Genomic DNA, 26,793 nt, shown 5'->3' on the forward strand with positions numbered 1-26,793 from the left:
GGTAGTCGTTACACAGTGATTCCTTTGCTGGAGAGGAGTAATTATGCTCTAAAGTCAAGGTTTGGAGAGAGAATCAAAAAAGAAGTAGTCGCTGCAGATGGTAAACCTAATAGAATAATTTAAATAGAGGATATGAAAATTAGCAAGAGGTTACAGATGAATCTAATAGCTGAATTACCAAAGTTATAAATATTAGAAGAAAATGGTATTTTATTAAACATTTTTATAACTGTGCCTATTTTAGAACGTATAGTTTTCATCTGCTTATAAATGGTGAATAAGCAAAGTGAGAGTAGCGCATGGAAATGATTAATACTTTTGGGATTGACATCATCCCTGAAAACGAGGAAGGGCGAGTAAAAAAGCTTCACAAATATCAAGTACTAGACATTGACACCGAAGGGCCCTTCAATCATATTGCGGCTCTAGCTTCCCATCTCTTTAGGGTGCCCATTGCATTAGTTTCTTTTGTAGATTCTGACCGGGTTTGGTTTAAGGGAAATGTGGGCATGGAAGGAGTGAAGGAGATAAGCAGAGGAGAGAGCCTTTGTTCTCTGGCAATCTTACAGGAAGAAATGACCCTTTTCAAAGATGCTTTGAAAGAACCTTGCCTGTTAACCAACCCTTTGGTAGCGGGTGAGTTTGGCCTTAGGTTTTACGCAGCAGTTCCCCTGAAAACCCATGACGGTTACAACATAGGATCTGTTTGTATTGTAGACAAAGAACCCCGGGAGTTTACCACCGATGATCAGATTACCCTGGAGTACATGGGCAAACTGGTGATGGATGAGCTGGAACTCTGGAAATGCAAGCTGTATTTCCAAAATCAGGCATAAAACCTACTAACACTAAATTTCTATTAAATAAGAAAAGGCAAAAGCCTGAGAAACGTTCTTTCTCAGGCTTTTGCCTTTTCTGGCTCCATGGTATTGTAGCTTTAGGGCGTATTCCATTCCAGATTGAACAGGTACGGGCTATTTTATTGCTCCTCAAGTAATAAGGAAAAGATGCCTCTTTGTTTTCTCAGTAATATTATTATATTTTTGTAGGATTGTTTGTCAACTTTCTTTTTTGGCAAGGCGTTTCATATATATAGATACTTAATTACCGTCATGGAAAATGCTCTTGCAGTTGCCAACTTCTTTATAAAGAAGTCTTTTGACACCGGCGAACCCGTGACCAATATGAAGCTTGTAAAGCTGGTGTATATTGCCCACGGGTGGTATCTGGGTTTGTCTGGGCAACCGTTGTTAAGTGAACCAGTTGAAGCCTGGAAATATGGCCCTGTAGTGCCTTCCGTTTACTACAGTTTCAAAGATTTCGGGGGCGATGCCATTAGGCAGATGGCCACCGGTTTTAATTCAAATGAAATGGCGCCCGTGACCCTGACCGATGCGGAGCTGGTGCCCTTTTTAGAAAAGATTTGGGAAGTCTACGGCCAGTATTCAGGCATAGACCTTTCTGCCATGACCCATCAGGATAATACGCCTTGGAAGATGGTCTGGGACACGCAGGGCAAACATACCAATAACGTGATCATTCCCAACGACCTCATCAAGGAGTATTACCAGAAGTTAGTAAATGCCCCCCATGCAACCCAATCAGCCTAACAGTTCCTCTCCTCTTAATCTTACCGCCATAAAGGCATCGCCACCCCCTCAGGCAGCCTTACGAAAAGCCAAAGAGGAAGACGAATGGTTTGCAAGTGACCGGCGCAAAAGAGAGCACCAGCGCGAACAGGGGGCCAGAACCATCATCCACTGGGCTATACAAGGGAACATCATTGTCGCCGGTATTATCATAGCCATTTGCCTGGGTGTAAGAGGTTTCCACTTGATTGCTGCCGAAGAGTATAAATGGCTTCAGAAAGAACAAATAGACCTGCTGGACAACCTGGCAAAATATGCGGGGTCAGGTGCGGTAGGTAGTTTGCTCACCCGATACCTGACGAAAAATGTAGAACATGGGCAGGGGAATTCTTAAAGAAAGCTTTTAAAAGAGAAAATGAAAAGGAGAGCTTAAAGCTCTCCTTTTCATTTTCTAACGCGAACACCAGAATTATCTGGTTCAACAAACGCCTGTAACATGGACCCCACGATCAGATTCTCCCCTTGAGGGGAGATAAAGAGGGGTGTTTACATAGAAGAGTCCACGCATTACTGAATTACATTTTAACTTGTCTAAAAAGAGGAGTTAAGCAATAATTACAAGCATCCTTCCTGTGCCAGAATCTGGGTCAAGTTTATAGGGGTGTTTTTACAAAAGCTTGCTAAAAACAGGAAAGTTTACTTACTGGTGGTAAGCCCCTTTTTGCCCCCGAACCACACATCCTGCATCTCCACTCCCTCGGCATTTGTGATGCTGATGGGTACATTCACTTTTTCAATGCTGATGTTTTTGAGAGACAGGTTGCGAACTTTCTTTTCCTCAAAACCTTCTACCAAAATGCCGGTACCTGTTGCCTTTTGGCAAGTGATGTTGTTGAAGTAAATATCATGAATGTCGGTTTGGTAGCCTTGGCCTTCATTCTTGTATTTGGAGGTGATCATGATGCAGTCTTCCACTTCGCCAAAAGAAACATTGTTCACGAAGATGTTCGCGATCTCGCCACCCCGATCGGCGTTTGATTTTAGGTAAATGCCGCGCTTGAGTTTACCGGCAAAGGAGCAGTCATCAATAAACACATTCCGTACGCCCGCCGACATCTCGCTGCCCATCACCACGCCGTGCAGGCCCATGAACTTGCAGTTCCTGATCACAATGTTTTGGCTGCTGCGCTTGGAAGCACGTCCGTCGTGGTCGCGTCCGGCTTTAATGGCAATGTTGTCATCCCCGTTGTTGAAGGAAATGTTTTCAATCAGCACATCTTCAGAGTATTCGGGGTCAATGCCGTCGTTGTTCAGGTTATGGGCATTGAACTGCACGCCTCGCACAATCACATTTTTGCACAACACCGGGTGGATGCACCAGAAAGGTGAATCTTCAATCTTTATGTCTTCAATGAGCACGTTTTCGCATTCAAAGAACTGAATCAACTGCGGACGCAGGAACCATCCTTTGCCAAACACCCGCTTTTCTACCGGCACTTGTTTGTGGTTCATGTCGCGGCTCTCGTCCTGGGCGGGTTTCTGTTGGTCGCGCCATTTGGCCCAGGTCTCGGCTGCCTCAGCTTTGATGGTGCCTTTACCCGTGATGGCTACGTTCTTCAACCCGATTCCATAAATAAAGGGACTGTAGTTGTAGAGGAATGTGCCTTCCCAGGTGGTTTTCACTACGGGCAGGTAATGGTCGGCCTCGGCGCTGAACACAAGCAAAGCTCCTTCCTGCAAATGCAGCTCGGTGTTAGATTGAAAGTGGATAGGACCGTTGATTTTGTATGTACCTGCGGGTACCACAATGCGACCGCCTTTGCCTTTCCTGGCTTTTTGCATGGCCTGGTCAAAAGCTGGCTTCCAGTTGTTGCCGTTATTGGAAGAACCTTTGAATTGCGTGATGTTGATTTGCTTGTTAGGAATCATCGGAGCCTTGATGCGTTTCAAGATTGCTTCTTTAGAATCCGGAGCGGCAGTGAAACCAGCCAGAGCCACTAAAGAAATTATTATCGCCACCGCGGGTATCCAACGCTGAAGGTTCTTTGGAAGATGGATAACAGACTTCTTTTTTGCTAAAGGAAGAAGTAAAGGCTGCTGCTGTTTCATGGGTATTTATAAAAGCTGATAGGTGAGACAGAAAAGTAAAGATAAACTTAAAACAGTCTTGTGGTAAGCAAACCCGAAGAAACTGACCAGTTAGTACCTCTAAACAATGCTCTGTAATGAGAAGGTGATGTTGGTTGGTGCTTGGCTCCTGCTACTCCTTCCGCTTGGCTGCTTAGTGTGTAGCCTTTATGCTGGATTGTTTCATGTTCAGCGATAAGCGCTCACGGCCGCGAGGCCCCGTCTTCCCCTCTCGCACTGCCCTTTCGGCCTGAACTGTCTGTCAATCTTAGCTTCTGTCTATCAAGGGCCAAAAGCGAGGCGCTCGATGGAAAGACTGGAACAGGGGAAAGTTGCAGAAGCCCTTTTAAAACCTATATTTTTACATGGTTCAAGTTTTCAACTTGGACCTACCATGACCTGAAGTTTGTAACTTCAGTGGGGTGATAGCCCCAGAAGGAATATTGCCAGCTACATTTGGAGGTTTCCTAAGCAAATCTTGTTTTATAAGAGATTCCCCTCCACAAAAGAAAAGAGTAGGGTAGGTTCTTTTTCCAATCATCTGTATCAAAGCTGAAATATTAAAAACGTCCCCAAAACAAAACAGGTCCTGCTACCTCCAAGAGGGCAGGACCTGTAATAAAAGTAAGAATGTTTGCTGGCTTAGAAGCCTAAACCTAGGGCAAAGCTCATTGGCATTCTGGAAAGAGAAGAAACCTTGGTGGCAGTTCCGGTGCTTAGGTTGATTCTGTAAATACCAGATTGGCCTCCGGTCTGCAGCAAGGCGAGGGCAGTACCAGTTACGCCGCCAATATCAAATCCATTGTTGGGGCCTGTGGCTACGCCTAAGCTACCTTTCATCACTTGCACACCATCATTAGGAGGGCTTTGCAGGTTAAGGGCGTCTGTTCCGTAATCAATGTTGTAGAGCATGGTGGAGGTAGCACCGGCAAAATTGTTGGTGTACGCACTGGCATCAACAGAGGCACCTTGCGTGAGCATGCCGTCAACGGCTGCTACCATGCCGGTGATAGGGTTCAGGCGCAGGTTCTGACCGGTGTTGCTCACTACCCTGATTCTGTCTACTGTTGGGTTGAAATCAAAGCCGAAGAATTCGCCGGAAAGGGCAGGGGTAAACGGACCTCCTACGGCCGTAAACATCCCGGTTGCTAAGTTAACAGTGTAGATTCGGTTGGTGCTGCCCAGAGCATACAGCTGAGAAGTAGCCGGACGCATGTCAATTCCTAGAACTTTTTCGCCGGATTGCAGGCCGGTAATAGGTTTAGAAATGACCATGGACGCATTATAAGGGTTGAAGATCAACAGGTTGTTAGTAGCATCTACCCCGTAGGCTACCGGGTTTGTGGGAATAGCCACCCCAATGATCATACGGTCTGTTTTGCCCAGGTTCATGGCTTTGCCGGTGGCCAGGTCAATGCTGTAGAAACGGTATTTGTTTCCGTTAGAGTCTTCTTTCTGGTTTTCGGTGCCACCACCGCGGCCAAACAAAGCGGCTATGGCAATGGAATTATCTGGGGCTATGTCAAAGCCGCCTTCGCCTACTGCCTGCACGTTCAGGCGTCCTACCTCTACCAGTGTACCTGCATTGGGCGGGTTTTGGATATAGAGCTTGTCGGTTTTTACATCTATGTCATAAAGGGTGGTAGACGTGGCGCCGGCCATGCTGTTGGTATAGGCTACGGCTACTACCTCAGGGCTGCCAGGGTTCAGGTTGCCGTCAATGGCTACCCGGGCACCAGTTTCAGGGTGTAAACGAAGGTTCTGTGTTTCATCTGTCACCAGCCTGATGCGGTCTACGGTAGGGTTGAAGTCAAAGCCTACCTGGGTTCCATTAATGGCTGGGCTGAAGGGAGTGTTGCTTACCCGGGTGGCAACACCAGTGTTTTGGTTGATGACATACAACAGGCTTTGGTTACTCACCCCATAGAGTTGTCCGGTAGCCGGGCGGAAATCAATGGCCAATATCCTTTCGCCGCTTCCCAAGCCCGTAATGTTTACTGCTCCCGTTTCCCGCACTTTTCCGCTGGTGCTGTACATCACCAGTTGGTTGTTATTGGTCAACGCATAGAAGGTCAGGTCATTCTTTACTTTTGCTTCGGCAATGGCATTCGCGTTAAGTCCGTCTTTTGATTCAAGAGCGTCTTCTGAACAGGACGTGAAAAGGGTGGAGAGGGAAAGCAGGCCGGAAGCCAGAAAAAGAAAGCGGTTTTTGTTTTTCATATAGTCGTAGGGTTACTGGTTGGATAAGTGGACCTACGATGTGCTTTAAAACCCGGATTTCAGCTTTTGTGAATAAATTTAATTCAAAACAAAGGTGGTTAAGTACCACGATTATAAAACTGATGACCTCCCAAGAAGCTCTTCAGAAAAGATGAAAAAAGTCCGCCAGTGACTCTCTGCTAAGAGAGCCAAAGGGGGACATCCAAAACAGATTTGTGCCTCTTTTCTGAAAACAGCGAGAAAACGGGGATTATGTAAAATCTGGCCTCTGTTTGAAATGGCGCTCCAGACTTTGTCTGCCGCGGCGTTAAAGTTGCGGTTTACTACAATAGGTTCTTGGTTCTTAGGTATGGGATGTTTTTACAGCGGTTTCAGGCCCTTATTTGAAAAGTAGTTTCTAAACGCACATGATTTACTTCCGAATACAGAAGAATGAATGATTTACCACCTCGTTTGTACCCATTCCTTTTGCTGGTTAGGAGTGAGAAAAGTCCAGGCCACCATGCGGCTGATCTTATTTCCCTGGCTCATGGGGATTGTTTTCACCTCCGCCGCGCCCACCGTTTCTAAAGCTTTATAAGTGCCTTTAAGGTTTGTACTTTTGGATACCAACGTGGTAAACCAGAAACAGGAAGAGGCAAATTCTTTGCTCTGCTTAATCATGTTAGCGATAAAGGTTTCTTCACCCCCAGCGCACCACAATTCATTGCTTTGTCCCCCGAAATTCAGGACGGGTTTCTTAGTGTTCTGCTGCTTCAGGTTCCTCAATTTCCGGATAGAGCCAGACTGGGCCTCAGCCGCTGAGGCATGAAAAGGAGGGTTGCTCAGAGTTATATCAAAACGTTCGTCTTTTTGAAAAACACCCCTAAAAATGTCTTTTGGGTTTGGTTGTAAGCGGCATTCTATCTGCCCTTTTAAAACAGGGTTGTTTTCCACTATCTTTTTAGCAGAATCAACGGAAACAGGGTCAATGTCGGCCCCTACAAAAGACCATCCATATTCTCGGTTTCCGATGATGGGGTACACGCAGTTAGCTCCCACTCCTATATCCAGGCACTTGATGTGCGCTCCTCTGGGTATTTTGTTTTTCTTGCCTGCAGGGTTAGAGCTGCTCAATAAATCTGCGAGGTGATGAATGTAATCTGCTCTTCCGGGAATGGGTGGGGTGAGATAGCCTTGGGGAATGTCCCAGTACGAAATGCCGTAAAAGTGCTTCAACAAGGCCTTGTTCAGCGTTTTCACCGCCTCGGGGTTGAAGAAATCAATAGATTCATCCTTAAAGGCGTTCAAACTCACAAACCGGGAGAGCGCAGGGGTGCCCTTGATCAGTTGGGCAAAGTTATAGCGCTCCCGATGCTTGTTGCGGGGGTGTAGCTCGGCTTTCTCTTTGGGATGTTCTTTCTTTTTAGGAAGCATCAAACGGAAATTAACTGATCTGAAGCAAAGGTATTGGTTGTTTCCACAACTTTCCTTTGTTTTTGTAGGGTACTGATAGGCTGTGTAAAACCTTATGGAAGTACCTGTTTCTATAAGTGATGTGCTACACTCAAGTATCTCAATAGAACTGTAGAAAAGTGGTTGAAGAGGAAGTCAGGAGGTGGTCTTGCCTGTGACAGAACATCAGTTGTCGGGAGTTGCGAAGGCACCTGCCAGTATTCCACCATCTATGGTTAGTTCAATGCCGGTCACGTACCGAGCTTCATCAGAGCCAAGATACACTGCGGCATAGGCAACATCCTGGGACATTTCTAAGATGCCTAATAGAATTCAACAACGGAAGACCATTGTGGAGCAGGAGCCAACAGTTCATAATCAAATCCAGATGCCATTTCTGTTGAATGCATGAGTGCCTCTCAGTTCATTACCTCCTTCTTATTATTTTTACCTTCCCATGGCAAGAGGCTAAATTAGAGGTAGGCCATTTCTTCTAATTGAAAGTACTAAAAGCCTATTTTCTTTTTAGTGCCAGTTGTATCAAATGCTTTTTCCTCAAAATTGAAGATGTCTGCTAACGCCATCTCAGTATTGGTTGTGCTATGCCCCAACGTTTCCAGCAGTTTATTTGATTTTTCTACAGAAAGGGGCTTAAACTCATACGTTGCAATCAACCGGCCTTTCCGAAGCAAGGCTTTGTCTACTTTCTCAATAGTAGTATTGAAGGTGCAGATGATCTTTATGTTCAGATAATCGCTGAAAAGCCCGTCTGTCAGTTGCAGAATGGTAGACACCACTGAGTTCTCACTGATGTTTTCTCTGGTGGTAATCACTTTCTCTGCATCTTCAATAACCAGAATTGAATTTCGGTTTTTCAATAAGAAAGAGATAAATTCAGGCTTCAAGAGATCCTGTACAAACTCATTCTGTATAAAGATGAAGTTGTTTTCATGGAACCGGGAGAGCAGGTTCTTTATATAAGAAGTCTTTCCGGTGCCGGGCACCCCATGTAATAGAATCAATCCTGATTTTTCCTGCCCTATTGCCCTTTCAATGATGGCGTTGACCTCCATGAAATCATCGTTGTACAACTCTTCTATGTTGACTTTCAGAAACTCGCTTTTCACGTCTTCTGTGTTAAAAGAACTAGAGTTATGCGTTAGTACCTTGAAGGTAGGAGATTTGTTTGTGCCAAAATTTTCCCGCAAGATTGTGTTCATGGAAATCACTTCCTGCTCAAGGTCAAGATCAGACGCATCATAGAGAAAATCTACAAATAAGCCGCCGGTTGATAAAGAAATCCAGAGAACCAATTCTTTTGTTTCGCTCTTCAACAAGTACTGGTAAGGGTAGTCGTTTAAGGAGTCCGCATCTTTGTCATCTTCTGTATTCCAGTATTTAAACACCTCTTTTAGGGTTAGTTTTTGGAAGTCCAGGGCAGCCATGACTCTCTCCATAGATTCTTTGCTTTCCTTTAATGGAGTATTAAAGCTCAGAGAAGAAGGGAGTTTATCAAAACTGAGGATAAAATAGCGCATTCTGCAGAAATCAGCGTATTCAGCAAATGCATCTAATAAATGAGGCATCTTTCCAGGTTTTAAGGTGCTTTTAAGAGTTGCTTCACCGGTAGGCTCAGGAAGAAGTACCAGTCTTGCATCATTTCCTGTGCACAGGAAATCTCAATTGTCTGAATGTAGGAAGAAGCTTCATAAGAAGCATAAAACTTATTATTACTTAATGATTTTTTGGCAAGTCATGACAACTTTTCTTTTTTGGGAACAGCCCTGAGGCACATAAAAGAAGGAAACTCGTTTAATTCTTTAAAATGCCTAGGGTCCAGTTTTTCAAATTCTGCCAGAGGTTTTGGTTCCAGTAGGGTGTCAATGTAGAAACCATTGTCTGTCAAAGAGGAGATACAGGAGCCCAGCGGTCTTCTAAAGCTATTCACTTCTACGGGTTTCCCGAAGCCCTTCCAGGTACATTGCACGGGCTCTACCTCATAATACTGGGTAGACTGGAAGAAGTTGAATTCAAAGAAGGGATGTTCAATGGAAATCACCAGGTGACCGTCTGGTTTTAGCACCCGGTGAAATTCCTGGATAGTCAGGGTCCAGTCTTCCAAGTAATGTAGAGCCAAGGCGCACAGCACGATGTCAAAGCAATTGTCTTCTAGCATCTCTAGCGGTTGTGCCAGGTCATGCACGAAGAACGTTCCTGCTCCCTTGTTCCGTTCTTTGGCCATTTCTACCATTTTAGGGCTAAAGTCAAACCCCGTCACCTGTGCCCCTTGCGCCAGAAGTACTTCAGCGTATTTACCCGGACCGCAGGCCGCATCCAAAATGGATTTTCCTTCCACCTCTGACATCAGGCTCAAAGTGTTAGGCCGGTCGTAATAAGCATTATGCGGTTTGTGATCAATCAACCGATTATAGCTCTCCGCCAGCTCCTCATAAGCCGAAAGAATCTTATCTCTTCTATTCTCGTCCATTGCGTCTTTTGATTTAAGCTTGATTTTTTGAAAGGATTGATAAACTTTGGAGGCTCATGATATTTCTAAATGCTCTATAATAGCCTAACCTTGATATTCTTTGTCTAGAAGTATACTGATGTCACAGTCTTGCAGGTAGATTCTCCCCTTGAGGGGAGATAAAGAGGGGTGTTTACACAGACGAGCACGCATTACGAACTGTTGACTTTAATAACTCTTTTGGCTCTTAAATTAAAGCTATCATAAACCTAGCTTCTTGAGTTATAAGAGGTGAAGCTATGGAAAGTCAGTCAATTTTATAATAATTGTAAAAAGTACGCTTATCTTTAAACAAGATTTGCGTACAATTCTGTTTAGATACTAGCAACGTAAAAAAGCATGATGAACTCCACTAAACTCTTACAACTACTTCTAGCCGTTACGCTCCTTTTCAGCGGATGCGCTGGAGGCGCGTTAAAACCAACGAAGAACCAGTTCAATAACCCATTAGCCTTGCAAAGGGCAGACCCACATGTCTGGAAAACCAAGGATGGCACCTATTACTTTGTGGCCACCGTGCCAGAATATGACCGCCTGGAGATCCGGAAGTCAAAGACCATCAATGGCATCAAAGAAGCTGAACCGGTGGTGGTTTGGCGCAAGCACGAGAAGGGCCCCATGGGCAACCACATCTGGGCTCCTGAACTGCATCAGATAGACGGAAAATGGTACATCTACTTTGCCGCCGGCTCCGTGGAAGACAAATGGGCCATCCGCAAGTACGCCTTGTCTAATACCTCCGCAGACCCTACCAAAGGCGAGTGGAAAGAAGAAGGGGAGATTGTGAGTAAACCAAACCAGTTCACCCTGGATGCCACCACCTTTGAACACAAAGGGCAACGCTACATGATCTGGGTAGACCGGGCCTCTAACAAGGAGATAAACACCGGCTTGTATATTGCTAAAATGACCAGCCCCACCACCCTTGGCGACAAACAGGTGGTAATCTCCCGACCAGAATATGCCTGGGAAAGGATAGGGCATAATGTGAACGAGGCTCCGGCCGTGATCATCCGCAACGGAAAGGTATTTGTGACCTTCTCAGCCAGCGCCACAGATGCCAACTACGCCTTAGGCTTGCTTTGGGCTAAGGAAGATGCTGATTTGCTGGATACCGCCTCATGGAACAAGTTACCTGAGCCCGTTTTTTACACAAATGAACGCCTAAAGCGCTTCGGACCTGGTCACAACAGCTTTATAGTTGCAGAGGACGGTAAAACCGACGTGATGATTTACCACGCCCGCGACTACAAAGAAATCAAAGGTGAACCCCTCTACGATCCTAACCGCCACACCCGCGCCCGGGTATTGAGATGGACCGAGGATGGTATGCCTGATTTCGGTCAGGAATTGGATGACAATGAAATGGCAGTGAAAAAGGGAAAACAGGCTAAAAACGCAAAGAAGTAAAAGGTATTTGAGGTTTTAGGTAAACTAAAAAGGGGTAGAGAATTTCTCTACCCCTTTTTAGTTTACCTATTTGTTTACTTTCGTGCTGTTGTGACTGATTTCTTACAACATGTTTACCTCTTGAAGCTGGTAGGCTACAACTCAGTTACTAGTAAAATTTAATATAAGTACGGGTACGATTGTTGGTGCACGCATTTTGCCTTTGCTGGCGTAGTGCTGGTTGATGCAGAGCACTTATGCTAATCTATGCATAGCTGCCCTCCGTGCGCTCACGGCCGCGGGGCTTCGTCTTTCCCTCTCGCACTGCCCTTTCGGCCTGAACTGTCTGTTCTTCTTAGCTAAGCTTTTCTAGGGCCAAAAGCGGGGCGCTCGATGGAAAAACTGGAACAGGAAAGTAGCAAAGCCTTCACCATCTAAATCCCTCTCTATGGTTCAAGTTTTTAACTTGGACCTACCATGACCTGAAGTTTGTAACTTCAGTGGGGCGACAGCCCTAAGAAAGGGGTTGCCAAGAACCTTTGGCGATTTTCAAAGCTATCCCTCAAAAAAAAGCCGGCTGAAAAGAACATATGAGTTTTTTCAGCCGGATTTTTTTATGATGATAGTAGTGTTTTAGAAAAGTTTCTTCCCGTTAACTTTTACGTTTTTGAGTTTAAAGTCTTCTATTATGGAGGTGTTGATCTCCAGGAAGTTCTTAGCGGTCACCTCAATGTTTTCAAACGTGAAGTCAGATAGTTTGTACCCAAAGCCTTGAGCCGGGCTGGGGTCTTTTGAGGCTCCTACGTTAAAGAAATTGTTGCAATCCAGTTTGATGTTGCGCATGGTGATGTGGTGCGCGGTAGACGTGCCCGCCACCTGTGCGCCTTTAAGGTCGAAGAACTGGGTCCAGGGCTGGATGAAGATGAAGTTGCCAATGTCACTGCCGGTAATGTCCTCCACCAGCACATATTCATAGTTCTGAGGGGTGTCCGGGCGCATTTTCAGCCAAAGCAAACGCTCTGCGTGGTTTACCTTGATACGGCGCAAGATGATGTTACGATTATGGATAGACTCACTCCCGAAGGTTAAGGCGCCGTGGCAAAAACCGTAGGTGCAGTCTTCAATGATGATGTTCTGGTTGCCACCGTTGTTCGGGTCTTTGTCAGCTTTTGGTCCCTTTCCACCTTTCAGGGCTACGGCATCGTCATTTACAGACATGTAGCAGTTTTTGATAAGGACATTTCTGCAGGCGTCAATGTCCACGGCATCAGAACTCGGGGCTTTTACGGGTTCTTTAGGAGAGTAAATGTACAGGTCCAGCAACTTAACGTTTTCGCATTTGTACAGGTGGGTTGTCCAGAAAGGCGAGTTAATCAACCGTACGCCTGAAAGCTGCACGTTCTTGCTGTTGGAGATGAACACCAGCCTTGGCCGCATCTCGTCCATGTTGGTAGTGGCAGGGTTGAATTGCCGCCGTAGCCAAAATGATTTCCAGTAACGTAGCCCATTACCGTCAATGGTGCCTTTTCCGGAGATGGTAAATCCATCCAGGCCATCGGCATTCACCAGGGCCGAAAAATATTTCAAGGTTTGCCCTTCCATACGGGTCATCACCAGCGGGAAATTGCTGATGTCGTCGCTGCCTTTCAGCTTGCCACCCTCTTCCAGGTGCAGGTGGGTGTTCTTCTTAAAGAACAGCGCACCACTCAGGAATGTCCCTTTGGGGATAATGACCACGCCGCCGCCATTCTCATGAGCTTTGTCTATAACCGCCTGTATTAACGAAGTCTGAAGGACAGTGCTGTCGTTTTGGAGGTTGTAGTCGGTAATGCGGTACTGCTTGCCTAGTTTGGAGATATCAGTAGGTTTGTTTTGCCGGAACCAGTCCGGGATCGGCGTTCCATCCGGGAATACTTCCTTCTTGGCAAAGGCACTAAGATTCAGGGTAATAGTAAGCAGGAGCAGCAGCACGAGGCTGTATTTTTTTGTCATCATAAGAGTTTGTTTTCAATGGGTAGAATAGTGCGGAACGTTGTCATGATTCCGGTGCCAACCTTTTATGGTCCAATATAACAAACTCTCTTCTGGATAGAGTCCTGTAGAATCCTGTACAGGACTCTACAGGACAATTAGTATAAATAATTTTTACATCTTGGCTAAAGTATTGATTCTCAAAGATGGCTACTTCCTATTGTTGGTTCCTGTTGTTTTGCTATATTTCAAGAAGATAGATGTAACCTGTGGTGTAAATCACTTTGCTTAGTTCGGAAACAAAACTTAATTCTCATAAATTTTATGGCTTCAGAAATATCCCGCAGAGAGTTTATGTTGAAAGCGGGCGTGGGGGCGCTGGTCCTTCCTGCCCTATCTTGTGTAAGCATTAACAGTGCCGGATCTGTCTCGGTGCCGGGTATGAAAGTAGGGTATGCCTCTATTACCTGGGGCGGAAATGATCTGCAGGCTATTAAGGATATTTCTTCTCTGGGCTTTAAAGGAATACAGTTACGCGCTAATACCTTCAGAGAATACGGGGAACGACCGGATGCCCTGCGGGATTTACTTAAGACACATAAACTGGAACTATGCATGTTCTCCAGTGGAAATGCCAACATCAACACGGGCAACGACAAAGCGGTGATTGACCAGCATCTGAAGAACGCTGCCTTCATAAAGAAGCTAGGAGGCCAGTTACTTCAGGTGACCAATTCCTCACGCCCCAAAGAAGGTGCCCCCAGCACTGCCGACCTGAAAAGCTATGGCCATCTACTAAACGAAATAGGCAAGCGCACGCTCGACCTTGGTGTCCAGACGGTTTACCATAACCACATGCACCAACTAGGGGAAACCCCCGAAGAGGTGGAGATGATCATGGATAGCTGCGACGAAAAGTATGTAAACCTACTGCTGGACATAGCGCACTACCAACAGGGGGGAGGAAGCCCGGAAGCAGCCATTAAACAATATAAAAGCAGGATACAGGCATTGCACCTAAAAGACGTGCGCCAGATGCCGGAAGCGGGAGCCAAAGCTTACAAATTCGTAGAGCTTGGGCAGGGAGAGGTAAACCTGCCAAATGTTCTGGCGGCACTTCAGGAAATCAAATTCAAAGGCTGGGGAATAATCGAGTTAGACGCTGTGCCTGATAAGGACAAGACACCGCTGGAGTGTGCTAAGATAAGCCATGCATACCTGAAGTCTAAAGGAATGAAAATTTAATGATTTCTGTAAATCAGGCCATAAATGAGAATTCTAAAAAACAATATATTACTGGGCGCCATGGCAATAGGAACAATAATAGCCTGCAATAGCCAACAACCCATGACAGGAGGTTCAACGACTACTGCCAAAGTAAATACCGCAACTCAAGCCCTGAACACTTTGAACGATGAGGAGAAAAAGGAAGGCTGGAAATTACTCTTTGACGGTAAAACAACTGCCGGCTGGCGGGGAGCCTACAAAGATGCGTTCCCGGAGCAAGGCTGGAAGATTGAAAACGGCGAACTGGTCGTGCTCAAATCAGGGGGCGGTGAATCCAGGAACGGGGGCGACATTATCACGGAGCAGCAGTATGACAACTTTGAGCTGACCCTGGAGGCAAAATTAACCCCGGGTGCAAACAGCGGTGTCAAATACTTTGTAACCGAGCGCCTGCCCAAAAGCCCGGGCTCTGCCATTGGCCTGGAGTTCCAGATTCTGGACGACGAACTACACCCCGATGCAAAAATGGGAAGAGACGGTAACCGTACCATTGGCTCGCTCTATGACCTGATTACTGCCCAAAATAAAAAAGTAAACCCAATTGGTGAGTGGAACAAAGTGCGCATTGTTTCAAACAACAAACACGTAGAGCACTGGCTGAACGGGGTAAAGGTAGTGGAGTATGAGCGGGGTAGCCAGGAGTTCAGAGATCTGGTGGCGGCAAGCAAATACCAGAAGTTTGAAAATTTTGGGGAAGCGCCGCAAGGGCACATCCTGCTACAGGACCACGGCGATGAGGTGCGTTACCGCAACATCAAACTCCTTGATCTGAATACGAAGTAAAACACCACAGAACTTTTGAATAGGGCTTATTTGACAGAAAGCCCACCCCTTTTGCCATATGAAAACAATTCTCAAGTTCTTATTAATTGGCCTATTCATGACCCAACTAGATTCTGCGCAGGCACAGACCACTGCTGCTACAGATAAACCCGCCATCAAATTCAACCACCTTGCTTTGCACGTGCATGACCTGAAAAAGAGCTCTGCATTTTACGAGCAGGTTATGCAGTTCAAAAAGATTCCGGAGCCTTTTAAAGACGGCCTGCATGATTGGTTCAGCATAGGCGACCCCTACCAGCTGCACCTGATCCAAGGCGCACCCAAAGAGATCTACCAGGACATCACCCGCCATTTTTGTTTCAGCGTGCCTTCTCTTGTTGCATTTATGGAGCGCATTCGCAAACACAACATCGGGTACTATAACTCAAAAGGTGAGCCCGGAAAGGTAAATGTGCGGGCCGATGGCGTGAAGCAGATCTATATCCAGGACCCGGACGGTTACTGGATTGAAGTAAACAACGAGTATTAATCAGCATTAGTAATAGATAAAGGTCCTTTCTCACCCTGAATAAAGTGTAAACTCAAAACTAAAACAGCAATACCTATGGACTACAATGACAACAACCCCCGCCGGGACTTTATTAAAAAAGCTGCGCTCGGCACATTAGGCTTTTCTTTAATGGGCATGGGCATAAGTGCAAAAAGTTATGGAAGAATTTTAGGAGCTAATGACCGCGTACAAGTAGGTATTGTTGGTTTTTCGAACAGGTTTAAGAATTCACTGTATCCAGCGTTCATGAACCACTCCAAAGAGTTGAACTTCGAGTTTGTGGGTGTTTCTGACATCTGGAACCGCCGCCGCGATGAGGCAGAGGCCTTCATTAAAGAGAAGTCGGGTGGTAAAATCAAGAAGTACCGAAACAACGATGAGCTTTACGCATCTAAAAACCTGGATGCAGTGATCATCAGTACCGCCGACTTCCAGCATGCCCTAATGGGGGTAGAGGCAGTACGTAACGGCAAGGATGCCTATATTGAAAAGCCACTGGCAGAAACCATTGAAGATGCACGTGCTGTGCTGAAGGCAGTAGAGGAAACCGGTAAAATTGTACAGATAGGTTCTCAGCGCCGCAGCGCACCAAACTACATTTCTGCAAACGAATACATCAAGTCTGGCAAGTTTGGTGACATTAAAATGGTGGAAATGAGCTGGAACGTGAACCAGCCGGGCCGCTGGCGTTTGCCTAAGCTGGTAAATGAAATCCGGAAGGAAGATACCGACTGGGACCGCTTCCTGATGAACCGCCCCAAAGTGGCCTGGGACCCTCGCAAGTACTTAGAGTACCGTTTGTTCTGGCCTTATTCTTCCGGTATACCGGGCCAGTGGATGTCGCACCAGATTGATACCGTGCATTGGTTCACCGACCTGGAGCATCCGCGCAGTGTGGTAGCCAATGGCGGCACCTACTTATGGCAGGACGGCCGCGAAAACCCGGATACTTTAACGGCGGTTTTCGATTATGGCCCACTAAACGACCCTAAGAAAGGGTTCCAGGTAGTGTATACTTCCAGGTTCACCAACAGTGCCGGGGGCGTGAAAGAGCTATACTACTCAAACGGCGGTATGCTGAACCTGGACACAAACCAGGTTACCTCAGAAGGCGGTCTGACGCAGAGCATGGCCAACGAAATGGGCCTGAAGGCTAATCTGCTGGCGGATTATACCTTACCCACCCGTGCTGAAAAAGTATCTACTGATGCCAATACCGGGGGTGACCCAATGACCTCGCTGCACATGCGCAACTGGATGGAATGTGTGCGCAGCCGCAAAACGCCCAATGCCTCTGTGCGTGCTGGCTATAACCATTCCCTTGCTACCATCATGACCCGTGTAGCCATGCAAACCGGCAAACGCGTCACCTTTGATGATGCTAAACAGGATGTAATTGTAAGCTAATCCAATCCCACACAAGCGTATTGAAGCTCCGGTTCCTGAGGCAGGGGCCGGAGTAGATTTTCCTAAACTGATTGAACATGAAAACCAAACCAATACAACTTATTGTCGCTCCACTGCTGGCAATGGCTTTGCTGATGGGCAACAACATACAAGTTGCCGCGCAGAGCAAGGCAAAGCGCTTTATGCTAACAGAAAACAAGCAGGAGAAGCGGGTAGATGTAACCGTAGAAGGTAAGCCTTTCACCTCGTATGTCTATCCGGATGTACTGAAGAAGCCGGTGCTGTATCCGATACGCACTGCCAAGGGAAACTTTATCACGCGGGGCTGGCCAATGGACCCCAGACCGGGTGAAAGGGTAGACCATCCGCACCACGTGGGTATGTGGTTTAACTTTGGTGATGTAAACGGCCATGACTTCTGGAACAACTCCAATGATACAGGCAGCCACAAAGGGCCGTTTGGCACCATTCGCCATACCAAGGTAAACAAAATGACCAGCGGCGATGCAAAGGCAGAACTGGAGGTAAGCTCAGAATGGCAGAAGCCTGACGGTACGTCCTTAATCAAAGAAGATACTAAGTACGTCTTCAGCGGCGAAGGCGATACTCGTATCATTGACCGAATCACCACCCTGACCGCGCAGAAGGAAGATGTTTTGTTTAAGGATAACAAAGAAGGGGTCATTGCCATTCGCCTGGCACGGGAACTGGAGCATCCTTCTACCAAACCTGAGGTGTTTACCGATGCCAGCGGCAAAGCAACGCCGGTGCCGGTCATGAACAATGAAGGCGTTACCGGCCATTACCAGAGCAGCGAAGGCAAAAAAGGGGATGATGTATGGGGTACACGCGGAAAATGGGTGAATTTAACCGGGCGCATAGGCAATGAGCCGGTATCTGTGGTGCTGATGGATAACCCGCAAAACGTGGGTTTCCCAACCTACTGGCATGCCCGCGGGTATGGCTTGTTTGGCGCGAACCCTTTTGGACAAAAAGTAATGAGCGATGGCAAGGAAGAGCTTAACTACAAGCTTCCTGCCGGTAAATCGGTTACCTTCAGGCACCGGGTTCTCATTCAATCGGGCAACAGCCTTACAGATGAGCAGGTAAATGCACAGTACCAAAAGTTCGCCGGTAAAAAGTAAGAATTAAGTACCAATATCGTTTTTCAAACCAGATGGTGCGGTGCCTGCTACGTGGAAGATAGCAGGTGCCGCACCATCCGTATTAAGAATGTAGCAGTACAGCATGAAAAGTATTTTGTATAGTGCCTTGTTGGCCATCAGCTGTGCAGGCATGCTGCAGGCTTGTCAGCCGAACAGTAATACCCAGGCGGTGCAGGAAGAAGGGAAGCCGCTTGAAACAGACTCGGTTAAAATAAGGGAGATGTACGATTCCTCGCCTGTATTGTCGCCTGGAGAATCGCTGAAGAAGATGCAGGTAGAGGAAGGGTTTACGGTGGAACTGGTCGCCGCAGAGCCCCTGATCAACTCGCCCGTAGCCATGACCTTTGATGAGAAAGGCCGCATGTGGGTAGCAGAAATGCAGAACTACATGCCTGACACGGCAGGCACCGGCGAAGAACTGCCCACGGGCAAGATTGTCATCCTGGAAGACAAAAACGGGGATGGTACATTTGACGACCGAAAGGTGTTCCTGGACTCCCTTGTGTTGCCACGGGCGCTCTCCCTGGTAGAGGATGGCTTGCTGGTGGCCATGCCGCCCAACCTATGGTATTATGAGATAAACCAGAATAAGCCGGGCAAAAAGACCTTAGTGGATAACAACTATACCCAAGGCGGCAATGTGGAGCATGAACCGAACGGACTACTGCGCGCCATGGATAACTGGATCTACAGCGCTAAGTTCACCAAGCGCTACCGTAAAAAAGGAGACAAATGGCTCATCGAAAAAACGCATTTCAGGGGACAGTGGGGCATTGCAAAGGACGATCAAGGCAGGCTTTATTACAACAACAACTCCCAAAACCTGTTAGGCGATTATTTCGCCCCGGGCATGGGAGCCGCCAACGCGAACCAACAGCATGTGGCAGGCTTTGATGTGGACCTGGTAGGCAACAATAGGGTGTATCCGGCCAGAGCTACCACCGGGGTAAACCGGGGGTATCAGGAAGGCATTTTAAACAAAGAACTGCGCCTGGTAAACTTCACAGCGGCCTGCGGACCGGTTATTTACCGGGGTGGGTTGTTTGGGGAAAGGTACTCCCAAAATGCCTTTGTGGCTGAACCGGCCGCCAACCTGATCAAACGCAACATCCTAAACGAAAAGGGATACCAAATAAAGGGTACGCAGGCGTATGCAGGGCGAGAGTTCCTGGCAAGCACAGATGAGCGTTTCCGGCCCGTCAACCTGTACGACGGTCCCGATGGTGGTTTGTATGTGCTGGATATGTACCGGGGCGTGATACAGCATAAATTCTACTTAACAGATTACCTGGCCAAAGAGATAGCCCAAAGGCACCTGGAACAGCCCATCACCTGTGGGCGCATTTACAGGGTAGTCCCTGCCAAAAAAGAAGCTAAAGCGGTGGTTGTGCCGCAGGAGCCACTTCAGCTGGTAAAGCTGCTAGAGCACAAAAACGGATGGGTGCGTGACAAAGCACAACAGTTACTTGTAGATAAAAAGTATCCGCAGGCTATACCAGCCCTGCGCCAGCTGCTGAAACAGACAAAGCAACCTGTAACGGCCGCTCATGCGCTGTGGTCACTGGAAGGAATGAATGCCTTGTTACCGGAAGACGTACTGCCCCTGCTTAAACAGCCACAATGGTCAATCCGGATGCAGGCCCTGAGTGTCTTGCCTTCGGTCATGACGACGAAAAATTACACTACGTTTGCGCAGGTGCTTGGGCAGCTGGTCGCACAACATGATTCGCTGGCAGCCCCTTATGTGGCTTTCCTGGCACCTGGTATTCGTCAGTTTGATAAGCCTGCTGCTGACAGACTGGTGCAGGCGGTTGTAAAGCAGTATCCTGCTAACAAATATGTGGCAGATGCCGCCATCAGCAGTATGCAGGGCAGGGAAGAAGTATTCTATACCAAAGCATTGGCTGCCAAGGATACAAGTTCTGTGCTACACGTGCGGCTCAGAGAAGTGCTGGAAGATATGAGGAATGCAAAACGCAGCAAAGATCCTGAACTGCTGGCAAAGGAATTTCCGGTTGGCGCCAGGCTGTACAAGTCCACCTGCCAGTCCTGCCACGGGGCGGACGGGAATGGCGTGAAGCGCCTGGCGCCGCCGCTGAATAACTCAAACTGGGTAACTGGCAGCAAAAGCAGGTTGATACCCATTGTCCTGTATGGCATGACCGGCCCCGTCAAAGTAAATGGAATGCTTTACCAAACCCCCGACATTATTGGCGAGATGCCAGGCATTGGCCACAACAAGGATCTGTCAGATAAAGACATAGCCGAACTGTTAAGCTTTATTCGAAAGTCTTGGAACAACAATGCTGGTAAAATAGAGGCAGCAGATGTGGAGCAGACCCGCAAAGCGTACAAGGGCAGGCAGAAAGCATTCACTATGGGAGAGTTGAATACTTTATAAATTGGGGTACTGCTTGTTTACTACAGTCCATTGCCAGTAGGCGACTACTGGCAATGGACTGTTTTACTTTACCTGTATTCAGGTATTCATTTGTTACCTGCTAAAAGGCAAAACTCCAACATAATCTCCAGGCCTGCTCTTACACCTTAATTGGAGGCATGGAACCATTTGATCGCATAGTACCAGCACGGCTCATTTCCTGTGTTTTTAAGATTGTGCGGAACATCAGGCCTTACTAAAATAGCATCACCTGCTACGGCTTTAGAGCTGACGGATGCGATGTTCATGGTTACGCTTCCCTGCATCAGTAACATCACTTCTTCGGCTCTATGGGTATGAGGCGCATGGCTTTCTTCTCCGGCATTCAGCATGGTAGCATGTACCTCAAATCTCGGAAACATGGATGAGGGTCTGTCAAAGACAGGTCGTGATTCTCCTTTGCTTGTTTTCTTCACCGGTAATTCTGTCCAGTCTTTCATCAGAGAACCACCGCCAGCCACCCCGCGGGGTATGTTCACTGGTGCTTTTGAGGTAAAGCCTAACACATAATAGGTGACCGGTTTGTCAGAAACATTTTGAAAGCTCTGCTTATCGCCGGCTACGATCAAGGCAATGCTTCCTGGCCCCAGCACTTTACTGCTGTCATTGATGGTGATCTGCAGCTGCCCTTCTTTTACCACAATCAGTTCTTCCCGATTAGGTAGTGCCCGGGGAGGGTGATTAATTTTTCCGGGAGGAAGGGTGGACGTATGGTAGCTAAAGCCTGCCAGGTCTGTAGTGCTTCCCTGTACCTTAGGCTTTGCCTGAACTCCTGTACTACTCCTGGGTTTTACTCTATCAGGATTATACACGCCTGATGGCAAAGTATCTGTCTGCCCTTTTACAGAAGTAGCAACTATCCATATCATGGAGGTAAACAAGAGTATTCTTTTCATCATGTGTTTTATGGATTCTGATTAGGGCAGCAAGTTTCTATTAGTTTATAATATACACTATTATTTCTGAATAACTTCCTGGATAATGCCTCAGAATCTGGTATTGGTCAACAAAAAACCGCAGCCCAAGAAGACTGCGGTCATTACGTATGCTTAGCTTAACCGGGTACTAGTCATTCATTCCAGTTATGTCTTTCAGCTTCTCCTTGGCCTGGTAGACCATATTGTCCATAATGGTTACTTGGTCAGTATCCATGGTGTTGCCTTTGGGTAGTTCAAACTGTAGTTTTTCGGCGAAGGGCGCAGGATTGTTCATGACAAAGGCTGCGGTTTGTTCTGAATACTTTTCGCGGGCCTGCTCTGCCGTAAGTCTGCCGGTGACAATTTCGTGCATGAGGTTCAGGGCAAGTATGTTGGCGGCTTCCATGTCGCAGCGGGCTGAAACTTCGCCTTTTGTGCGCTCCACAATCACGCTGCCGTCAAAGCGGGCGAGCTCGGTAAATTTCTCAATAGGAACCTGGTAGTCAATTACCTGTTCCAAGGTGTCTGAGTGAGGTTGGGGGAAGTTGTGCGGTATCTCATCACGGAATACGATGGTGCGCTTCCATGGCCCGTTGTTATACCAGATAAGCCTGCTTGGGATGGCTTCGTTGGGCGGACCATATTTCTGCACCATCTGCTCCATGCTTTTCCTTGACATGGCGGGCCAGTCTTTGGTGAGGGCATGTACCGTGTCCATATCGGCATAAGATAGAGTAGGCTGCTCCCCGGCTTCGCCCACAGTTTGTGTTTTAAGGTTGCTCATCATGCCTGTAGCAGCCGTTTTCAATCTTTCTGCTGGGTTATCAATCGGATCCTTGTCGTTCATATACGTAATGGGTTAGGGTAAATAATACCTCAATACCTTAAGAATAAGGCAGATGTAAGAAACAACTAAAGAGTACGGGGTGCCATCAATGAGGTTGCCGATAGTTGTTAGTTGTCGTGCAAGGAAGGTATAAATGTAAATGAGTTTGCTATGATGACTACGCCGCTACCGTTCTCATGGGCTTTGTAGTTTACAGTCTGCAGGAGCGTAGCCCAGAGACAGTACTGTCGTTTATGAAGGTCAAGCCGGTAATTCAGGATTGCTGACAAGGCTCTACTTCATTATTCTCAGATTTACTCGAGTTATTTAAACCTTAACCTTCGAGTCATAATAATTAGCTCAGAATAGAAGGTGTGTAAATTGTTATATGATATTTATAGAATAATTCTAAAACTTTAAAGTATAAACATACATATTTTAAAAATAACTATTTAAATACTTATTTAGAGCTATTCTATTAAAGAATTTTAAGAAAATGATATAAAAATTGCAAGTTTAAAAATTTTACAAACATTTAAACGCCTATTTAGATCAGTTCGTCGGTTAATTGAGGATATCCGGCGAAATTATATATGGGCATATTCTAATATGTTAATATTACAAAAAATATAACTATTAGAACATGAATTTGTCAATTGTTAGCGCAAGCCTTACCTTTTCTCATCAAATGATTATATGTTCTTTGTCACTCAGAGTTACCCTTGTTTGCTTGTTGGGGTTATTTATTACACCCCATGCTTTTGGCCAAACTGATCTTGTTGCTAATACGGTAACTGCTGCTAATGTTAATGATGATCCAACAATAAGCAATGCATTGAGACCAGTAGGAGGAGTAGATGTAAATGGGTTTATAAAAGAGTTTAGGGTTACAGTTTTACCAGATGCTAGTAGCCAAGGTACTTTAAATATAAATGGAAGTCCCGTAGATGTTAACACTGTATATCCTATAAGTGATGCCTCAAAGCTTACTTTCAAAGCAGCAGCTATTAGTGCTAGTTCATCCGCAGCTATTGTTAGTTTCGATTATGTAGTAGTAGATAATGATAATAACCTTTCCGCTTCTGCTAAATATTATATCCCCGTAAATAATGGGAGTAATAAAATTGCCATACCCCCAGCTTCAGCAACTAATTTAAAGAGCGATTTTGTGCTTTCCACCGCATTAGGTACTGTCGGAATAAAAAGTATACATAATACCGGAACTGGGGGTTCTATTACAAATTTTAAAATCACAGAACTGCCAGATGCTGCTAGCCAGGGAGTGCTGTATATTAATGGTACGGCTCAGACCAGCGTAACAGCAACAGAATTCCCTTACAACGCAACACTTTCTTTTGACCCCAATGAAAATTTCTCAGGTACCGCTGTGTTCAAATATCAGGTTGAAAATTCAGAAGCTGACAACACATACGGGAATACTGCCTACTATTTTGTTCAGGTAAACAAGGCGCCTTCTGTTCCGACGGACGCCAACACAGCTGGCAACACCGTTTCGGAGAATGCAGCTAATGGTACAGAGGTAGGTATTACTGCTTCAGCAACAGATCCGGAAGGAGCAACCATTACTTATTCTTTATCTAACAATTCTGGGGGGCGCTTTGCTATAGACGCCTCAACTGGGGTGGTTACAGTGGCAAACGGCTCATTGTTGAATTACGAATCGGCCATTGCCCATTCAATTAGTGTGCAAGCTTCTGATGGCCACTTTACTTCCAGCCAGACCTTCACCATTGTGGTTACTGACGTTAACGAGGCACCTTCAACTTCCACGGATGCTAATGCTACTGCCAATGCAGTGCCCGAAAACTCCGCTAACGGTACGCTGGTAAATATCACGGCTTCGTCTGCCGACCCGGAAGGAGCACCTATTAGTTATACTTTAACCGATAATGCTGGCGGTCGCTTCGCTATACATGCCTCTACAGGAGTTGTTACCGTAGCCAACGGTGCGCTACTGGATTTCGAAACTGCCACTTCTTATAGCATTACAGTACAGGCTTCAGATGGCGGTTTAACTTCCACCCAGACCTTTACCATAGCTGTAACCAATGATAACGAGGGGCCTTCAGTTCCTATAGATGTAAATACGGCTGCTAATACCGTGGCCGAAAACTCGGCAGGAGGTACCCTGGTTGGCATAACGGCCAGTTCCACAGACCCGGATGCCGGTACTACGCTTACCTATTCCCTGTCTGTAAATCCTGAGAATCGGTTTGCCATCAATTCCTCCACAGGGGTAGTTTCAGTGGCAAGCGGTGCGGTTATCGACTTTGAGACAACTCCTTCTTTAGACATTACCGTGCAAGTTTCAGATGGTAGTTTAACTTCCAGCCAAACCTTTACCATTGAGGTTACCAATGTTAACGAAGCACCAGTTATTACATCTGCCTCTGCGGTTTTTATGCCGGAAAATACAACCTATGTGATTACAGTTACTGCAACCGATCCAGAAAATGGTACCCTTGAGTATTTCTTAGATGCTAATTCTTTCAGTTCTCCGGATTATACTAAATTCAACGTCAAGTCTAATACTGGTGAATTATCCTTTGTAAATTATATTCCTAATTATGAGGCACCGGGTTCAGCTGCCGGTACTAACGTATATACAGTAGGAGTTTTGGTAGGTGATGGTAACCTGTTTAAAAGTCAGACAATTACCGTAACCATAACTGATGTGGTGGATGAGAACCCGCCTAGCACTCCAACAGATGTAAATGCAGAGACTAACACAATACCTGAGAATGCTGTTACAGGCACGGTTGTAGGAGTAACTGCTTATGCAACAGATGCGGAAGCAAGGGTAAGTTACTCCTTATCTGACGATGCTGGTGGCCGCTTTGCTATAGATGCCTCAACCGGCGTAGTTACGGTAGCAAATGGCGCTTTATTGAATTTTGAAGCAGCTACTTCCCACACCATCCGGGTGCTAGCTTCAGACGGAACCCATACCACCAGCCAGATTTTTACAATTGCCGTGACCAACGTAAACGAAGCTCCGGTTTTCACCTCTGCCAGTTCAGTTTCAGTACCAGAAAATACTACCAGTGTGATGACCGTAGCGGCAACTGACCCGGAAAATAATACAATCGTGTATTCTATTTCCACCAGCCCAGACCAAAGTAGTTTCAGAATAGATCCTGCCACTGGTGCTTTATCCTTTATGAAAGCCCCAGACTATGAAGCACCTGGTTCAGCAGCTAATTCAAACGTGTATACTGTAGCCGTTATAGTAAGCGATGGGGTATTGTCTAAAGAGCAAACCATCACAGTTACAGTGACAGAAGTAACTGAAGAAACACCCCTGCCGGTTGCTCTTTTAAACTTTAAGGCCACAAGAAACAAGAAGAATGCCCTTTTAACGTGGCAAACTGCTACAGAGCAGGAAAATGAAACTTTTGAGGTAGAACGTAGCACCAATGGCCGAAACTTCTCTAAAATAGGCCAGGTAGCAGGTGCAGGAAATAGCCTCAACTTACTTAACTATTCCTTCACTGATAACAATCCACTGGAAGGTATTAACTATTACCGGTTAAGGCAGGTAGATTTCAACGGTGAATCTGAAACCAGCGCCATTGTTGCAGTAAAATATGTAACAACAATAACTGAGGTAAGCATGCTTTCCTATCCTAATCCAACCTCCGCTGCTTTTACTTTGGAAATCTCAATGACAAATCCGGAAAATATAATTGTTGAAATCAGGGACATTGCCGGGAAGTTGGTTCGTGCCAGTTCTTATGCGGCTACAGCAGGTTTGAATAAAATAAAGTATGATCTAAATCAGGAGGTAGATGGTATGTATATCATTACGGTAAAAGGGAAGGATTTTCAAAAAGCTAACCGAATCATCAAAAGTGGATCTGCTGCTGCCAAAAATAGCGGGCGCTAGAAAGCAGTAGTACTTGTTTGCATTCAAGAACATGCCTGGTTGTTCATGTGTGCCGCTACTCCCTTCAGCTAAAAACTTGTTTCGGTTTGGGGCTTGAGAAAGTTCTAAGAGTTAGGTAGATGAAAAGAAACAAAATGTCTTGGTGAAACATAGGCAGACAAAGGGATTTTAGCCACTGTTGCTTTCTGCCTGGAGGATCTTGTTACTCAATTTAAACTTAACCTTATGGGAAGCGTTATCTAAATCTTTAGCA

General features: G+C 46.2%; 20 protein-coding genes. 11 read left to right on the forward strand and 9 right to left on the reverse strand.

Annotation, left to right across the window (positions count from 1 at the left end):
• The first annotated feature begins 299 nt into the window (after positions 1-299).
• The 3 genes from DC20_RS14945 to DC20_RS14955 all read left to right on the forward strand — a co-directional run bounded on the left by DC20_RS14945 (position 300) and on the right by DC20_RS14955 (position 1,983).
• Positions 300-836 carry a GAF domain-containing protein gene (locus tag DC20_RS14945; protein ID WP_245652220.1) on the forward strand — a complete coding sequence of 179 codons (537 nt, stop codon included), beginning with the start codon at positions 300-302 and terminating at the stop codon, positions 834-836.
• A gap of 276 nt (positions 837-1,112) precedes the next feature.
• Positions 1,113-1,610, forward strand: coding sequence for a Panacea domain-containing protein (locus DC20_RS14950; protein ID WP_062544574.1), 498 nt, complete (start codon positions 1,113-1,115; stop codon positions 1,608-1,610).
• The gene (locus DC20_RS14955) at positions 1,591-1,983 is read left to right on the forward strand and encodes a hypothetical protein (protein ID WP_062544575.1); all 393 of its coding nucleotides are present in this window, start codon (positions 1,591-1,593) and stop codon (positions 1,981-1,983) included. Before DC20_RS14950 ends, DC20_RS14955 begins: the two co-directional genes overlap by 20 nt.
• A 302-nt stretch (positions 1,984-2,285) precedes the next feature.
• Here the strand turns inward: DC20_RS14955 and DC20_RS14960 are convergent, their stop codons facing one another.
• The 6 genes from DC20_RS14960 to DC20_RS14980 all read right to left on the reverse strand — a co-directional run bounded on the left by DC20_RS14960 (position 2,286) and on the right by DC20_RS14980 (position 9,858).
• Positions 2,286-3,608 (reverse strand): glycoside hydrolase family 28 protein, encoded by a 1,323-nt coding sequence (locus DC20_RS14960; RefSeq protein ID WP_071885630.1) that lies wholly within the window; start codon positions 3,606-3,608, stop codon positions 2,286-2,288.
• A gap of 750 nt (positions 3,609-4,358) precedes the next feature.
• Entirely contained in the window at positions 4,359-5,936 is a 1,578-nt protein-coding gene (locus DC20_RS14965; RefSeq protein WP_062544576.1) for a DUF4394 domain-containing protein, read from the reverse strand.
• 441 nt (positions 5,937-6,377) lie between these two features.
• Positions 6,378-7,352 carry a 23S rRNA (adenine(1618)-N(6))-methyltransferase RlmF gene (rlmF, locus tag DC20_RS14970; protein WP_062544577.1) on the reverse strand — a complete coding sequence of 325 codons (975 nt, stop codon included), beginning with the start codon at positions 7,350-7,352 and terminating at the stop codon, positions 6,378-6,380.
• Between the two features lie 204 nt (positions 7,353-7,556).
• Positions 7,557-7,682 (reverse strand): SDR family oxidoreductase, encoded by a 126-nt coding sequence (locus DC20_RS22900; RefSeq protein ID WP_218918707.1) that lies wholly within the window; start codon positions 7,680-7,682, stop codon positions 7,557-7,559.
• Positions 7,683-7,876: 194 nt separating this feature from the next.
• Positions 7,877-8,956: an AAA family ATPase gene (locus tag DC20_RS14975; RefSeq protein ID WP_062544578.1), complete on the reverse strand. Its 1,080-nt coding sequence runs from the start codon at positions 8,954-8,956 to the stop codon at positions 7,877-7,879.
• Positions 8,957-9,123: 167 nt separating this feature from the next.
• Positions 9,124-9,858, reverse strand: coding sequence for a class I SAM-dependent methyltransferase (locus tag DC20_RS14980; RefSeq protein ID WP_062544579.1), 735 nt, complete (start codon positions 9,856-9,858; stop codon positions 9,124-9,126).
• 378 nt (positions 9,859-10,236) lie between these two features.
• Between DC20_RS14980 and DC20_RS14985 the strand changes: the two genes are divergently transcribed.
• On the forward strand, positions 10,237-11,307 hold the full coding sequence (locus DC20_RS14985) for a glycoside hydrolase family 43 protein (RefSeq protein ID WP_245652221.1): 1,071 nt from the start codon (positions 10,237-10,239) through the stop codon (positions 11,305-11,307).
• Positions 11,308-11,919: 612 nt separating this feature from the next.
• Here the strand turns inward: DC20_RS14985 and DC20_RS14990 are convergent.
• Positions 11,920-13,281: a rhamnogalacturonidase gene (locus tag DC20_RS14990; protein WP_062544580.1), complete on the reverse strand. Its 1,362-nt coding sequence runs from the start codon at positions 13,279-13,281 to the stop codon at positions 11,920-11,922.
• A gap of 300 nt (positions 13,282-13,581) precedes the next feature.
• Here DC20_RS14990 and DC20_RS14995 point away from each other — a divergent pair, with 300 nt between their 5' ends.
• The 6 genes from DC20_RS14995 (at position 13,582) to DC20_RS15020 (ending at position 20,851) form a co-directional block, all read left to right on the forward strand.
• The gene (locus DC20_RS14995) at positions 13,582-14,502 is read left to right on the forward strand and encodes a sugar phosphate isomerase/epimerase family protein (RefSeq protein ID WP_062544581.1); all 921 of its coding nucleotides are present in this window, start codon (positions 13,582-13,584) and stop codon (positions 14,500-14,502) included.
• A 102-nt stretch (positions 14,503-14,604) separates the two neighbouring features.
• Positions 14,605-15,327, forward strand: coding sequence for a 3-keto-disaccharide hydrolase (locus DC20_RS15000; protein ID WP_218918708.1), 723 nt, complete (start codon positions 14,605-14,607; stop codon positions 15,325-15,327).
• Positions 15,328-15,385: 58 nt separating this feature from the next.
• Positions 15,386-15,856, forward strand: a complete 471-nt coding sequence (locus tag DC20_RS15005) for a VOC family protein (protein WP_218918709.1) — start codon at positions 15,386-15,388, stop codon at positions 15,854-15,856.
• A 75-nt stretch (positions 15,857-15,931) separates the two neighbouring features.
• On the forward strand, positions 15,932-17,284 hold the full coding sequence (locus tag DC20_RS15010; RefSeq protein ID WP_062544584.1) for a Gfo/Idh/MocA family protein: 1,353 nt from the start codon (positions 15,932-15,934) through the stop codon (positions 17,282-17,284).
• A 77-nt stretch (positions 17,285-17,361) separates the two neighbouring features.
• A complete protein-coding gene (locus DC20_RS15015; protein WP_083470340.1) occupies positions 17,362-18,429 on the forward strand; it encodes a DUF6807 domain-containing protein in 1,068 nt (355 codons plus the stop codon).
• A 103-nt stretch (positions 18,430-18,532) separates the two neighbouring features.
• Entirely contained in the window at positions 18,533-20,851 is a 2,319-nt protein-coding gene (locus DC20_RS15020) for a DUF7133 domain-containing protein (protein WP_062544586.1), read from the forward strand.
• 146 nt (positions 20,852-20,997) lie between these two features.
• Here DC20_RS15020 and DC20_RS15025 read toward each other — a convergent pair whose 3' ends face one another.
• Both DC20_RS15025 and DC20_RS15030 read right to left on the reverse strand, forming a co-directional pair.
• Complete coding sequence (locus DC20_RS15025) at positions 20,998-21,789, reverse strand: cupin domain-containing protein (protein ID WP_062544587.1); 792 nt, start codon at positions 21,787-21,789, stop codon at positions 20,998-21,000.
• A 166-nt stretch (positions 21,790-21,955) separates the two neighbouring features.
• Positions 21,956-22,654 (reverse strand): hypothetical protein, encoded by a 699-nt coding sequence (locus tag DC20_RS15030; RefSeq protein ID WP_218918710.1) that lies wholly within the window; start codon positions 22,652-22,654, stop codon positions 21,956-21,958.
• A gap of 622 nt (positions 22,655-23,276) precedes the next feature.
• On the opposite strand from DC20_RS15030, the gene DC20_RS15035 reads away from it, so the two are divergent.
• Positions 23,277-26,540 (forward strand): cadherin domain-containing protein, encoded by a 3,264-nt coding sequence (locus DC20_RS15035; protein WP_083470341.1) that lies wholly within the window; start codon positions 23,277-23,279, stop codon positions 26,538-26,540.
• Positions 26,541-26,793: the final 253 nt, after the last annotated feature.

Origin of the sequence: Rufibacter tibetensis (assembly GCF_001310085.1) — a bacterium.
Taxonomy (GTDB): domain Bacteria; phylum Bacteroidota; class Bacteroidia; order Cytophagales; family Hymenobacteraceae; genus Nibribacter; species Nibribacter tibetensis.